General features: G+C 41.7%; 10 protein-coding genes. 8 read left to right on the forward strand and 2 right to left on the reverse strand.

Features of this window, described 5'->3' with window-relative positions:
• Positions 1–38: 38 nt before the first annotated feature.
• The 8 genes from AC59IL_RS33085 (at position 39) to AC59IL_RS33120 (ending at position 13,299) form a co-directional block, all read left to right on the forward strand.
• A complete protein-coding gene (locus AC59IL_RS33085; protein WP_496556538.1) occupies positions 39–1,406 on the forward strand; it encodes a DegT/DnrJ/EryC1/StrS family aminotransferase in 1,368 nt (455 codons plus the stop codon).
• A gap of 167 nt (positions 1,407–1,573) precedes the next feature.
• The gene (locus AC59IL_RS33090; protein ID WP_496556539.1) at positions 1,574–2,203 is read left to right on the forward strand and encodes an acetyltransferase; all 630 of its coding nucleotides are present in this window, start codon (positions 1,574–1,576) and stop codon (positions 2,201–2,203) included.
• Positions 2,204–2,300: 97 nt separating this feature from the next.
• Positions 2,301–3,458 carry a DegT/DnrJ/EryC1/StrS family aminotransferase gene (locus AC59IL_RS33095; protein WP_496556540.1) on the forward strand — a complete coding sequence of 386 codons (1,158 nt, stop codon included), beginning with the start codon at positions 2,301–2,303 and terminating at the stop codon, positions 3,456–3,458.
• Between the two features lie 106 nt (positions 3,459–3,564).
• Positions 3,565–4,605, forward strand: coding sequence for a glycosyltransferase (locus AC59IL_RS33100; RefSeq protein ID WP_496556541.1), 1,041 nt, complete (start codon positions 3,565–3,567; stop codon positions 4,603–4,605).
• A gap of 511 nt (positions 4,606–5,116) precedes the next feature.
• The gene (locus tag AC59IL_RS33105) at positions 5,117–7,105 is read left to right on the forward strand and encodes a polysaccharide biosynthesis protein (RefSeq protein ID WP_496556542.1); all 1,989 of its coding nucleotides are present in this window, start codon (positions 5,117–5,119) and stop codon (positions 7,103–7,105) included.
• 138 nt (positions 7,106–7,243) lie between these two features.
• A complete protein-coding gene (locus AC59IL_RS33110) occupies positions 7,244–8,077 on the forward strand; it encodes a polysaccharide deacetylase family protein (RefSeq protein ID WP_496556543.1) in 834 nt (277 codons plus the stop codon).
• A 42-nt stretch (positions 8,078–8,119) separates the two neighbouring features.
• A complete protein-coding gene (locus AC59IL_RS33115; RefSeq protein WP_496556544.1) occupies positions 8,120–8,947 on the forward strand; it encodes a polysaccharide deacetylase family protein in 828 nt (275 codons plus the stop codon).
• Between the two features lie 644 nt (positions 8,948–9,591).
• Positions 9,592–13,299, forward strand: a complete 3,708-nt coding sequence (locus AC59IL_RS33120; protein ID WP_496556545.1) for a PKD domain-containing protein — start codon at positions 9,592–9,594, stop codon at positions 13,297–13,299.
• A gap of 87 nt (positions 13,300–13,386) precedes the next feature.
• Here AC59IL_RS33120 and AC59IL_RS33125 read toward each other — a convergent pair whose 3' ends face one another.
• The gene (locus AC59IL_RS33125; RefSeq protein ID WP_496556546.1) at positions 13,387–13,635 is read right to left on the reverse strand and encodes a hypothetical protein; all 249 of its coding nucleotides are present in this window, start codon (positions 13,633–13,635) and stop codon (positions 13,387–13,389) included.
• A 287-nt stretch (positions 13,636–13,922) separates the two neighbouring features.
• Positions 13,923–14,135 carry a YtxH domain-containing protein gene (locus tag AC59IL_RS33130; RefSeq protein WP_496556547.1) on the reverse strand — a complete coding sequence of 71 codons (213 nt, stop codon included), beginning with the start codon at positions 14,133–14,135 and terminating at the stop codon, positions 13,923–13,925.
• Between the last annotated feature and the right edge of the window lie 100 nt (positions 14,136–14,235).

The raw sequence follows: 14,235 nt of genomic DNA on the forward strand, positions 1-14,235 counted from the left end.
AGTAAGTTTGGTAATTATAAACCCTAAGAAACCCCGCTATGATTCGTTTTTCTCCACCTTACATTGATGATGATATCATCAGGGAAGTCACTTCTATACTTCAAAGTGGCTGGCTTACGACCGGGCCGGCAACACGACAGCTTGAAAATGAAATGGCTGAGTTTTGCCATGTTAAGAATGCGTTGGCTGTTAACTCGGCTACATCGGGCATGATACTTATGCTGCACTGGTTTGGCATTACCAAAGGCGACGAAGTAATAGTGCCTGCCTATACCTATTGCGCTACCGCGCTTGCGGTTATGCATGTAGGTGCAAAACCGGTTATGGTTGATGTTGGCAATGATTTTAACATCAGCTGTGAAAAAATTCAGCAGGCCATCACCGAAAAAACAAAAGCCATTATTGCAGTTGATTTTGGCGGATGGCCATGCGATTACGATGACATTTACCGCATCGTAAACAGCGAAGAAGTTAAACTAAAATTCAGGCCTGCGTCAAATGCACAAAAACAACTTGGCCGTATACTGGTGATGGACGATGCGGCCCATGCGCTTGGTGCAGTTTATAAAAACAAACCTATTGGCGCCTGTGCAGATATAACTGTTTTTTCTTTGCATGCAGTAAAAAATATAACATCTGCCGAAGGTGGAATTATTATATTAAACCTGCCTGCACCATTCTGTAATCAGGAAACGTATAACACGCTTCGCATATGGAGCTTAAATGGCCAAACGAAAGATGCTTTTACAAAAGCCAAAGCGGGCGGCTGGCAATATGATGTGGTTTATCCCGGTTATAAAATGAATATGCCCGATGTACTGGCGGCAGTAGCGCTGGCACAGTTCAAAAAATATAAATCTTTATTGCTGATCGAAAGAAAAAGGGTGTTCGATTTTTATAGCCGTGTTTTTGCCCGATACGAGTGGGCTATTTGTCCGCCATATCAAAAAGAAGAATATCACTCATCGTACCATCTGTATCCATTGCGCATAAAAAATATTGATGAGCAACAGCGCAATATGATCATTGAAAAAATTGCCAACAAGTCGGTTACGGTGAATGTGCATTTTACGCCGCTGCCCATGCTTACTGTGTTTAAAGACAATGGATATAAAATAGATGAGTATCCGGTTTCCTATAACATGTACAAAAACGAAATTTCACTGCCTATATACCCTCAGCTTACCAATGACCAATGTAAAACCGTTACAGATGCTGTTATTGCATCGGTAAAAGAGCTGAGGCCGGTAAAAACTTTCATAAATACCTTTTTGTTTCCGGTAATGATTTTGCCGGGAAGCTTTGATTACTCAGTGCCCACCGGTGAAAATGATGAGGAGAAATATGATTTTGCCGATGAATCTGCTCCACGTAAGCAGGGTCGTTTTTACCGGATTGCCGGATGAACAGGCACAGCATTTATTTTGCCGGTAATTATTTGTAGTTAACTTATAATAAATGGCAGTTGCATCAGCGCTATGCAATTACCCCTATATAGCAATTCGTGTTTAAATAAAATGAGGTCAGCTATAAATGATGTACTTTTATTGCGCGAATTGATGAGTCTTAAATTATGTCGAATACCAACCCGATTTTTTTGTATGGTGCCAGCGGGCATGCAAAAGTGATTTGTGAGATTCTCGAAGCGCAACAGCGCAACCCGCATGCCTTAATTGACGATAACCCACACGTTACATCTTTACTCGAATATCCTGTATTCAATTCGTTGCAGGCAGCCGGCGTAACGGCCAGTAATCAATTGATTATTTGCATTGGCAACAATCGCATACGCAAAGCGGTAGCAGCAAAATTGAAGCAGGTAAAATTTACCAATGCCATTCATCCTTCATCGGTAATTTCGCAACGAAGTGAAATGGGTATAGGTAATGTGGTGATGCCGAATGTTTCGGTAAACATTCATACACGCATCGGAAATCATGTTATACTTAATACGAATTGCTCGGTTGATCATGATTGCGCGGTTGGTGATTTTGTTCATATATCGCCCAATGCTGCGCTGGCCGGAAATGTACGGGTAGGTGAGGGCACGCAAATAGGCATAGGGGCCTGTGTAATACAAAATATCAGCATCGGTAAATGGGTGACAATAGGAGCAGGGGCTGTTATTATTCGCGATGTGCCTGATTATGCTATAGTTGTGGGTAACCCCGGCAGAATAATTAAAGTAAGTGAACCGGTTTAAAAAAAACAAAAATTTACAGGTAAAATAAAGAATCCGATTGTGCCATATTGTTTTATCTGTAAAAGCGTTATAATTTGTATAATATAAGAAGTAACTAATGAAAGAGAAAATCTGGTTGTCGTCTCCGCATATGGGCGAAAAGGAAATGGTGTATGTTCAGGATGCATTTACTTCTAATTGGATAGCCCCCCTTGGCCCTAACGTAAATGGTTTTGAACAGGATCTCGAAAAATTTTTAGGGAATACTGTGCATGTAGCAGCATTAAGCTCAGGTACAGCCGCCCTGCATTTATCGCTCATCATACTTGGCATAAAAGCAGGTGATGAAGTAATATGTCAGTCTATGACATTTGCTGCTTCTGCTAATCCCATTGTTTACCAGGGTGCTACTCCCGTTTTTGTAGATAGTGAAGACAGCACCTGGAACATGTCGCCTGAATTTCTTGAAGCAGCCATCAAAGACCGTATGGCAAAGGGCAAAAAACCAAAGGCGATTATAGTAGTGCACTTATACGGCATGCCTGCCCATATGTATGAAATTATGGCCATTGCCGGAAAATATGAAATACCGGTTGTGGAAGATGCGGCCGAAGCGCTGGGTTCAACATACCATGGTAAACCTGTAGGAACATTTGGCGATATTGGTATTTTATCTTTCAATGGAAATAAGATCATAACCACATCGGGTGGGGGCGCTTTGATATCGGCCAATCCCGAGTTTGTTCGCAAGGCCCGTTTTCTGAGTTCCCAGGCGCTCGATCCTGCACCGCATTACCAGCATTCGCAAATTGGTTATAATTACCGCATGAGTAATGTTTGTGCCGGCATAGGACGCGGCCAGATGGAAGTATTGCCATTGCGGGTTCAGCAACGACGCAGCAATTATCAGTTTTATAAAAAAGCTCTTGCCGGTATCGAAGGCATTTCATTTCTCGAAGAGCCTGATGAAAATTATTTCTCTAACCATTGGTTAACAGCCATACTTATAAAAAACCGCCATTTTACACGCGAAGATGTGCGGTTGCGCTTAATTGCCAATAATATCGATTGCCGCCCGTTATGGAAGCCAATGCATATGCAATCGGTGTTTTGCGATGCGCCTTACTACGGAAAAGAAACCAGTGCACGGCTGTTTGAAATAGGTTTGTGCCTGCCTTCGGGGTCCAATCTTACCAAAGCCGATCTCGACAGAGTAACTTCTGCTATATATGAATGTGTTGAAGAACGATCATTAAAAACCGCTTTAAAGGCGTAATACTGTTTACATATATTATATAGTATGAATTGAATAATAACCCCGGTTATTATTCCCGCAGGTGCGTGTTGCCTGTAAGAAATAATCAATTTTTAAAAAGATAAACATGGAAAAGAAGATCCTGATTTGCCCTTTGTTCGATCCCTGGTATTATGAATTTTATATTAAGGGTCTGTATGACTTTTATAAAGATTATACCATTGAGTTTTCGTTCGAAGACAGGTTCCTTCGTTTCAAAGAGTTTGTTAACGGGCCATATAAAAAGGAATTTTTTTATTATGAGATCTGTGAAAACGGCAACGTTAAAAAAATATGCATTGCCGCCAACGATAAATGCGAAGTGAATGAAACTGTTTACGACTGGGTTGATGTATATGCTAAAGTGAATGTTGACCAGGCCTCGTTGCAAACGCATTCAAAACTATTGCCCATAGGGCCGAATTTTGGGATAAATTATTTTAGTATTCCTAACTATCTTAATTTATCGTGGAAGCTCTATAGAAAGGCCGGTATTAAAAACCCGTATTTCAGGGTGTATACGCACCAGTCGTTAAAGCGGTGTTCGTTCGATGTGTATGCCGATCGAAAACCGTCAAAAGACAACTACCTGTTTTACCTGAACTATCCCTGGAAAAAGCACACCAATGTAACCAATCTGCGAAAGGAAATTATCACCATGCTGCAGGAGCTCGACCGTGAAAAAGTAATTTCTTTTACAGGCGGCTTTTCGCGTCGCAGGTTAGGGCCGTTCGAAGGGCTTGAGCAATATTCGGCCAAAAAAAGGTACAACCATAAAGCATACCTTCAGCAACTGAAGCAATCGGCTGTGGCTATTAATACGCCTGCGGTGCATGATTGCCTTGGCTGGAAGCTGGGTGAATACCTCGCATTGGGTAAAGCCATAATTACAACGCCCATCAATCGCGTATTGCCCGGGAATTTCGGGGCCGGAACCCATTATATGGAGATAAAAGATATTCATGCCGAATTGAAAGAGGCTATCAGATACCTCGTTGCTCACAAAGAAGAGCGGATGGAGCTGGAGCAAAATGCCCTGGCCTATTTTGAAAAATACCTTACCCCTGCAAAGGCGGTTGCCCATATTCATTCGTTTGCTTTTAAGAAAGCAGGTGCGGTTCACGTTTAATTGCGTGGCCAGGGCGGGGTAAGTGGTGAGTGTGCCATGGTGCAAAAAAAATCATGCGCAAAATTCTTCATAATCCAATTTCTTGCGTACCTTGTCTCCCGAATCAATCCTCCTGTCAATCCTTTGAATTTCCTCCGAGTAAATTAAAACGCAATACTCCTCCATAATAACCATATATAAGGGATATAGAAATCCCGGTTGTTGCATCCGATCGATCCTTTGAAATGTCTCCCTTTACAAATCCACTGTTTGACCTTTCTGTTTATTCCTCTATTCATCCATATCCTTGGTAATTAAAACCAATTGTTGTAGCGTTGTGGTAATCCTTTGAACTTCCCTGGTTTATAATCCATTTTTTCCTTGCACTATTCAACCCCGGAATCCATTTTTCCTGCGTAATATCCATTTCGCCATGATTATTCTTTGAATATTACTCATGGTAGTTCCATTTAATTCCTGGAAAATCCTGTTCACTCAGGTATCAACATTGTAAACATATTTGATTAGTAGCATGAAGAAGTTTTTATCATTCTCCAGGGCAGTACCCAGATGGGTGATATTGCTTACAGATCTGGTTATTACCGGTTTTTCATTTACGTTATCATACTTTATCGTAAAGCAATTTGAATTTTCAGAAATTCTGCGTGGCCACTTTTTTGTGTATACCCTATTGTATTGCTTAATTTCGGTAATTGTATTTTATTCGATGCGCATTCACACGGGAATGCTGCGTTTTTCGAATATATACGACATGATGCGTATTTCACTGGCGGTATTAATTACAGGTATCCTGTACCCGGTAGCCGTATTATTTATCGTGAACCGCGAATACCATATCAATTCTCTCAACATTTTTGGTGTTTTACTTATCAACTTCTTTATAAGCTGTACCATTCATATGATGTTGCGGGCAGCAGTGCGCGGGTTTTATTACCTCGTAAAACACAATTCTATTTCATTAAAGGAAAACGTTTTAATATTCGGCTCCGATACCGAAGCTATGTTGGTAAAACAGGCCATCGAATCGAGCATTACCAATAAGTTTGTAATTGCCGGTTTTGTTGATACCGATATCAATAAGGCCAACATGAGTATTCAGCAGAAAAAAGTATATCATATCAGGGAACTGCCGCTGTTGAAAACGAAGAAGAAGATCGATAAGCTGATTTTGATGAACGAGCAGTTAGACAGTAAGGATAAAAAAGTAGTGATTGAAAAATGTTTGCAGTTCGGTATCAAGGTGCTTACTGTTCCTCCGTCGGACCAATGGATTTATGGAAAGCTTAGTTTGAAACAGATCCAGGAACTACGCATCGAAGACCTTTTGCAACGCGAGCCGATCATCATTAACAATGAAAAAATTTCACACGAACTGTCGGGCAAAAGAATTCTTATCACCGGCGCGGCAGGTTCAATAGGTTCCGAAATTGTGCGCCAGGCATTGTCGTTCGATCCTGAAATGGTGATCCTGTGCGATCAGGCCGAGTCGCCGTTGCACGAAATGCAACTGGAAATGGAAGAGAAATTTCCCGGTGCCGATATCAAAATCTTTATCGGAAATATTCGCGACCGCAACCGGATGCAGATCCCCTTCCGCGATTACCGCCCCCATTTTGTATTCCATGCAGCCGCCTACAAGCATGTGCCTATGATGGAACGGCATCCGTCGGAAGCCATCCTTACCAATGTAATGGGAACCAAAATCATTGCCGACCTGGCCGTTTTATACAACGTGCATAAGTTTGTAATGATCTCAACCGATAAAGCGGTTAACCCAACCAATGTAATGGGTACATCGAAGCGTATTGCCGAAATGTATGTACAATCACTGAGCAGCGTAGCTTCGAACCTTGTTGATGAAACCATTATCGGTTTAATTCATGGCGAATCGAAACATTCTTTAAATGGTACCGGCAAAACGAAGTTCATTACCACCCGTTTTGGCAATGTACTCGGTTCAAATGGTTCGGTAATTCCCCGCTTCAGACAACAGATTCAACAGGGCGGCCCGGTTACAGTTACTCATCCTGAAATAACCCGGTATTTTATGACCATTCCCGAAGCGGTGCAACTGGTTATGGAAGCCGCTATCATGGGTAAAGGCGCCGAGATATTTGTTTTTGATATGGGCAAACCGGTAAAGATCGTTGACCTGGCTTTGAAGATGATACGACTGGCTGGCTTAACACCCGATGAGGATATTAAAATTGTATTCTCAGGATTACGCCCCGGCGAAAAATTGTACGAAGAATTGTTGAACGCCGAAGAGAAAACCTTGCCCACGCACCACGAGAAAATAAAAATTGCCAAAGTAATACCCTGCTCGCATAAAATAGTAAGAGATATTGAAGAACTGATTAGTATGAGCCGGCTCGAGGATAATTACGGCATTGTAAGAAAAATGAAGGAGCTGGTGCCTGAATTTAAGAGCAAGAATTCGCAATACGAAAAACTGGATTTACAACTTAATAAGGCCTTTACTGCAACGGCCGCCGATTGAAACAACCACCACAACAGGCAGCGACAAAATGGTACCAGACGAGAGTTGTTGAATAATTATTTAACCATGTTGTTGCCTGTTTTTCTATTTTAACCTGTTCCAAAACCAACCACAAAAAAGCATAATATTCCCCTTCCCATGACGTACTTAATAATAACTGCTATACTTCTGTTAATGGTTTTTGGGCTTATGTACTGGTATGCCGGCCCGTTTTTCAAAGGCTTACCTGTATTGGTGTACCACAAAATAAGCAGCACCAAAAAACCTGATTTCTTAACAGTGTCTACTTCAAGAATGCGCGAACATCTTGAATACATCACTAAAAGCGGATACAATACCATCTTTTTCACCGACCTGATCGATTACGTTGAAAAAAATATACCGCTGCCGCCCAAACCCCTGATGATCACACTCGATGATGGGTTTCGCGACAACTATACCGATTTGTATCCAATGCTGAAAGAGTTTAATTGCAAAGCCAATATATTTATTGTAGCCGGTTTTGTTCAAATACCCGGTAATATGGGCCCACGCGCCGAAGGCGAATTCATGTTGCCCGAAGAGGCTAAAACTATTTGTAAAGATCATATTCAGTTTGGGTTACATACCATGTATCACGAGAACTATCATAATCTTACCCTGGAGCAAATGGATGAAGATATGCGCCAGTCGAAACAAAGATTAGATGAGCTGGGCATACCTTATCAGCCTGTTTTTGCTTATTCATGGGCAGCCTACCTGAAAAATGATCCTGTTAAGCAACGTGGAATGTTTGATATTCTGAAAAAGCATGGCGTTCGGTATGCATTTAAAGTAGGCGACCGGTTAAATAAATTGCCTATGGGAAATAATGTAAACCGATTACTACTTAACCGCTTACATATGAATGGCAGCTATACTATGTGGCAATATAAACTGGCATTAAACGGGTTCATCAGAGTGAGTCAGCGATTGAAAAAGATTTTAGGATAAGACTACGTTAATACAAAACACCGGGATTAAAGGATACACAGGATGGTTTATCTGGTAATTATTGTAATAGTATTGGCGGCCATTGTGGTACTTATATATAATATGGGATCCTTTTTCAAAGGATTGCCGATATTAAATTATCATAAAGTGAGCAGTGGAAACGTGCCTGATTTTTTAACGGTAACAACTGCTCAGTTGCGTGTGCAATTTGAATACCTGAATAAAAACGGATACACTTCTATTTTTTTAAGTGAGCTGGTTGATTATGTTGAACATAAGAAGCCATTGCCATCTAAACCGGTGATGATAACGCTCGACGATGGCTATCGCGATAATTACACCAGTTTGTATCCATTGTTAAAGGAATATAATATAAAGGCCAACATATTTCTGGTAGCGGGTTTTATTCAATCGCCCGATAATAAGCACCTCGCTGAAAATCCTATGGGCGAATTCATGGATGTAAAGGAAGCGCTGACCATGAGTAACGACATGGTTCAGTTTGGCTTACATACTTATCATCACGAGAGTTATTCAAAATTAGGCGTACCCGAAATTGCTGCCGATGTAAAGCAAACCAAAGAACGCTTACAACATCTTGGCATTCCTGTGCAGCCATGCCATGCCTACACCTTTGGTGCGTACAGTCAAAATAATGATACCAGGCGGCTTGCTATTTTTGATATACTTCAGCAAAACGGTGTTCGCCTTGCTTTCAGAGTAGGCAACCGGGTCGACAAACTGCCTCTAAAAAATAAATTATTCATCAGCCGCATTCATGTAAGCGGATTATTCTCCATGTTGAAATTCAAAATTGCGTTGTGGGGCTTCATAAAAATTAATAACCGGTTCGAAAAGATGCTGAAGTAAGCCGGTTTCTTTAATGCCACTGCTCAGGCAATAAATTGCTTTGGCTAACGTTTGTTCAGTAGATAATCTTCCTGCTTCGAAATTTATTCTGATGTTGCAGAACATCTTCACTTCTTCTGTTTCCTGCACTTATTTTTACAAAAACTGTTTTTACTGCCTTCGTAATTTTCCCTTACTCATTTTTTTTGTATTTGGTTGTTAACCAATTTATTTTTGAATTGTACTAAGCATATTTACTTATTGAGTTTTAGTAAAAATTGCTATTGCAAATAGTGTTTTCTGTGCCGTGTATGCGCACTTTTTCTCAATTTATAAATATGCTTATACCAATAATACTTTTATAAATCCGCGTCGTTATTAGTAAACACTGACAAGATCTGTTTTGCAGAAGATTTTAAAATTTTTTTTTGGTAAAAATGATTCCGAAAAAGTTAGATAGAAATAGATATACATATTTGAATAACAGGAATATGTTTGATTCAAATCTATTTTTTCATTAATAATCTTCATGCGAAAATTTCAGGCACCATAATTGTTGGTGAATCGTGAAACTACTCTTTAAGAAAAACGAAAATATCCCTATGATGAACACTAATCGAAGGAAATTCCTCCGGGATGCATCCCTGACTGCAACCGGATTGTGTTTGACTTCTCAAATAGGTGCTACTAAAAAAGATATCCGTACCAATATCATCAAATGCGCACCCAATAATAATTATGCGCTTTTAGGTTCAGTCTCCACTATACAATCCGGCAATTGGTCAGACCCCGGAACATGGGGCGGTAAATTACCAGGGCCATCAGATATTCCTCTTATTTCATCGGGACATACAGTTATTTTCGATTTAGCTACGGCAAGCTATGCAGGTGTAAGTGTAAGCAGCGGAGCCACTTTGCAATTCGACAGCAACAACAGCTGTACGTTGCAAACTTCGGGCAATGTGGTTGTACAGGGCAGGTTACAAATGCAACCGGCTTCGGCAAGTGTTGTTCAGTTACTTCAGTTTATTAATATCGATGAGAGTGTGTTTGTTGGGGGCGGAATGGATGTAATGACTACCGATGTTGGTTTGTGGGTTATGGGAACCGGTGTGCTTGACATTGTTGGTACGCCAAAAACAGCTTACGTACGTGCTGCCGGAAGTATTGCAGCAGGTGCTGCCACTATATCATTAAACAGTGCGCCTTCGGGCTGGATGGTTGGCGACGACCTTACCATTGCACCTACCGAAGCGCCCATAGTAGGCGATGCTTATCTGAATGGTTTCGAAGATCGCAGTATTAAAAGCATTTCAGGTACGTCATTAACCCTTAATGCCGGAACCGTTCGTGTTCATCCGCAGATCAACAATTCGTGGACTGCCGAAGTGATAAACCTTACACGCAATGTGCGCATCGAAGGAACTACTGCAGGAAGAATGCATATTTTCATCCGCTCCTCTGTTCCGCAAACAATAAAAAATGCACAGATTCGCTATGCAGGGCCACGCCAGATGATCAATGGCATTTCAGAATTTGTACTTGGCAGATACGGTATACATTTTCATCATTGCGACAATGGCAGCGTGGGTTCGCTGGTTGAAGGATGCGTGGTTCGCAATTGCGATAACCGTTCTTATGTACCACACGCATCGAATGGCGTTACCATGAAAGGAAATGTAGCATATAATGTTACGGAGATTGCTTTCTGGTGGGATGTATTAGACTTAACGCATGGTATTGTATGGGATGGTAATGTAGTGGCGATGTGCAAATACATTCCGCAATCGGCCAATTCATTGGCTACGAGCGGTTTTATTTTAGGCGTAGGCGACGATAATGTTTGTAAAAACAATGTGGTGATTGGTAATACCGGCGATCATCGCATTGGTGGCGCTTATTTATGGGATGAAGGAACTATCGAAAGTACCTGGGACTTTAATAATAATATGGCGCATAACTGCAACGCAGGTTTCGTGTCGTGGCAGAATAATGAAAAGAATCATGTGATCGAAGATTTCGTTTTATATAATAACGACTTTGGTATTTATCACGGCGCATATGTAAACACCTACCTGTATCGCAGAGGTTCAATTTACAACAGCGAAGTGATGATTAAAGCAGCTTCGGAAAGCAGTAACCGCCTGCGATTTGAGAGCCTGGTAATCGATGCCGCAGGCCGGGATTATGGTATTATACTTGAGGAAGGCCCGATTAATGGTCCGTACCCTGTTTTTATAAGAAACTGTACAATTACCGGCCATGCAAAAGCAGGTATTATTAATCAATCACCTGTAGGAACAAAGAAGGTAGATATTATTCAATGTACCACAGCGGGTATGGCCGGTGGTTTTTTGGCCCTGCAATCATCTGCTGTTGATTACTACCTGAGCCCCGATGCAGGCGCTGATGAAAATATGCGTGTGCAACCGGCGAGCGGTCAGCCGTATGTGTTAACACACTCAGGTAAAACCAATATTGCTCCTTTTGCAGCAACGATCTGGGGTAATGGAAACGGATTAAAAGGAGAGTATTATAGCGATGATAAATTATCGAACCTCGTATTCACTAAAACTGATCCCAATATTATATTCCTCGACTGGATGCGGTTGGGCGTACACTATAAAATTCCGGGCATGGTGTATTCCATGCGCTGGACCGGCAAAGTAATGGCCCAGTTTTCTGAAGCCTATACTTTTCAGGTAAGCGCCGGCGGTGGTCATCGCCTGTGGGTAGATGGCAAACTGGTTATCGACGGCTGGCAGGAAGATTATCCGAACACCTATAATTCAACACCTGTTACACTTACAGCCGGACAGAAATATGATATTCAGCTGGAATATTTTAACAATGATGATCGCAGTACATTAGGTTTGTTTTGGATGAGCCCCAGTACCGGGCTGGAATATATTCCCGTGAGCCAGTTGTTCAGTGATCCTGTTAGTCAGCCGCCAACCACTAATGTAGCTCCTGTAGCGAATGCCGGTTCAGACATCACTATTACATTGCCTACCAATTCGGTTAACCTTGACGGTTCAGCCTCGAAAGATTCGGATGGTACTATTGTAACCTGGGCGTGGACAAAGATCGCCGGCCCTTCACAGTTTAGTATTACCAGTGTGGGTTCTGCAACAACAACAGTTACCGGTTTGGCAGCAGGCGTATATGTTTTCAGATTAACAGTAACCGATGATAAAGGCGCAACTGGTACCGATGATGTTACTGTAACTGTAAAAGCCGCTAACCTGGGACCTGTGGCCAATGCCGGTTCCGACATAAATATTACACTGCCCACCAACAGTACCACGCTGAATGGTGGTGCATCGAGCGATCCGGATGGAACCATTACAAAATACAGCTGGACGAAAATAAGCGGTCCTTCAACTTACACTATTGCCGATGCCACTGCCGTATCTACTGCCTTAACCGGCCTGGTGGCAGGGACCTATGTATTCAGGTTAACAGTTACCGACGATAAAGGAGCAACAGGTACCGACGATGTGAATGTGATAGTTAACAACACCGGCACACCAACCAATCAGCCGCCTGTGGCAAACGCAGGAAACGATATTGCTATTACTCTGCCTACCAGCAGTGTTTCGCTCAATGGTTCGGCATCGAGCGACCCCGATGGCACTATTGCAAAATATGCCTGGTCAAAAGTCAGCGGTCCTTCGCAATTCCTGATCGGAAGCTCCGGTTCTGCCATTACAGTAGTCAGCAATCTGACTACAGGAACCTATGTTTTCCGGTTAACCGTAACCGATGATAAGGGTGCAACAGCCAATGATGATGTTACAGTAGTAGTGAACGATACGGCTTCGCCCGGTAATCAGGCCCCGCTGGCCAATGCAGGCGTTGATATTACCGTTCAGTTGCCCACGGCAGGTATAACCCTCGATGGTACGGCTTCTTATGATCCTGATGGAACTATCATTTCGTACAAATGGGTAAAGATCAGCGGACCAACACAGTTTACTTTATCTACGCCAACTTCTTCAACTACCGTGCTTAGCAATATGGTAACCGGCGTATATATATTCAGGTTAACAGTTACCGACGACAGAGGTGCTACCGGTACCGATACAGTAACAATAACGGTGTTGGATATGAAGTCGCCCGATCTTGGATTATTGACCGTTGAGGCGATGCCTAACCCAAGCACCAGTGTATTTAAGTTGAAAATAACCAGCTCCAACACCGATAGAATTTGCATTCGTATTTATGATTCGGCCGGAAAAGTAGTTACCAGAATGAATAATGTAAGCAATAATACAACGGTAACGGTTGGAGCGTTCTGGAGAGCGGGCATGTACACGGCAGTGGTTACTCAGGGAACACAAAGAGTGGTAGTGAAATTGCTGAAACAGTAATCTTTCAACTTTAAGAATATTTAATAGGTATAACTTAAAAAGCTGTCCTGAAAAGGGCAGCTTTTTTATTTAAATGATCAGCATAGTTTATCTTTCCTCCACCTCCTGTGCTTCTTCTTTGTCATTTACAACCTGGTCCTGCTCCTGTTCATTCACAACTTTTTGGTTGTCGGGCTTTTTATAACCGGTTTGAATAGCAATGCTTTTATCTGTTACAGGTTCAGTTGCCGGTTGTTCGTTTTGTTTAGTTGTATTAGTATGTTGTTTTACGTGCGGTGGAGTAGTGGAATGTTTATGCACAACCGGATGCCTTACAGATGTTTTCTTTTTTTTCATAACCTGAAATTTTAAAATCTTCACTTTATTCAGGCCTTGTCACGGAGCTTCTTCGCTTCGCTCAGCAATTTTGTTGCAACGGATTGCACAGATGAATACAGATATTTTCCATCTAAGGCTAAAAACATTTCAATCATTTTCAAATTACTTGTACAAATTGCAATGGATTTATCCGTGCATACCTGTGCAATCTGTGGCAGGTCATCGTTCACCGAAGGTGAACAGTAATACAAAAACAAAGAGCAGGCCTGAGCCTGCCCCTTATTGGTTTCAGAGATAGAAACCTGTTACATTTCGCTTTGTACTTTTGAAGCGGCTCTTTCTGCAGCGCTTTTGCCGTTTTGCCACATATCGCTCAAGCGATCTGTCCACTTACCTGCTGTATCTTTAATATTTTTTCTTATCTCACTTCCTTTATCGGGTGCAAGTAATAGACCAACTGCAGCTCCAACGGCGGCTGCGCCTATCAGGCCAAGAATAACTTTAGTCGTTGTAGTCATGATTATAAAGTTTTTAAATAAATAATTTGATAACTCGTATTAAAAATATCTTCAAATACTATTCCTCCTTTAATTAATTGAATTTAAGTGCGGTATAATA

The sequence above is a fragment of the Niastella sp. sgz303648 genome (assembly GCF_059587045.1).

What these genes read in the sequence shown, in the direction of transcription:
- AC59IL_RS33085 (WP_496556538.1), top strand. Translation starts at nt 39, where the DNA reads ATGATTCGTTTTTCTCCACCTTACATTGATGATGATATCATCAGGGAA.
- AC59IL_RS33090 (WP_496556539.1), top strand. Translation starts at nt 1,574, where the DNA reads ATGTCGAATACCAACCCGATTTTTTTGTATGGTGCCAGCGGGCATGCA.
- AC59IL_RS33095 (WP_496556540.1), top strand. Translation starts at nt 2,301, where the DNA reads ATGAAAGAGAAAATCTGGTTGTCGTCTCCGCATATGGGCGAAAAGGAA.
- AC59IL_RS33100 (WP_496556541.1), top strand. Translation starts at nt 3,565, where the DNA reads ATGGAAAAGAAGATCCTGATTTGCCCTTTGTTCGATCCCTGGTATTAT.
- AC59IL_RS33105 (WP_496556542.1), top strand. Translation starts at nt 5,117, where the DNA reads ATGAAGAAGTTTTTATCATTCTCCAGGGCAGTACCCAGATGGGTGATA.
- AC59IL_RS33110 (WP_496556543.1), top strand. Translation starts at nt 7,244, where the DNA reads ATGACGTACTTAATAATAACTGCTATACTTCTGTTAATGGTTTTTGGG.
- AC59IL_RS33115 (WP_496556544.1), top strand. Translation starts at nt 8,120, where the DNA reads ATGGTTTATCTGGTAATTATTGTAATAGTATTGGCGGCCATTGTGGTA.
- AC59IL_RS33125 (WP_496556546.1), bottom strand. Translation starts at nt 13,635, where the DNA reads ATGAAAAAAAAGAAAACATCTGTAAGGCATCCGGTTGTGCATAAACAT.
- AC59IL_RS33130 (WP_496556547.1), bottom strand. Translation starts at nt 14,135, where the DNA reads ATGACTACAACGACTAAAGTTATTCTTGGCCTGATAGGCGCAGCCGCC.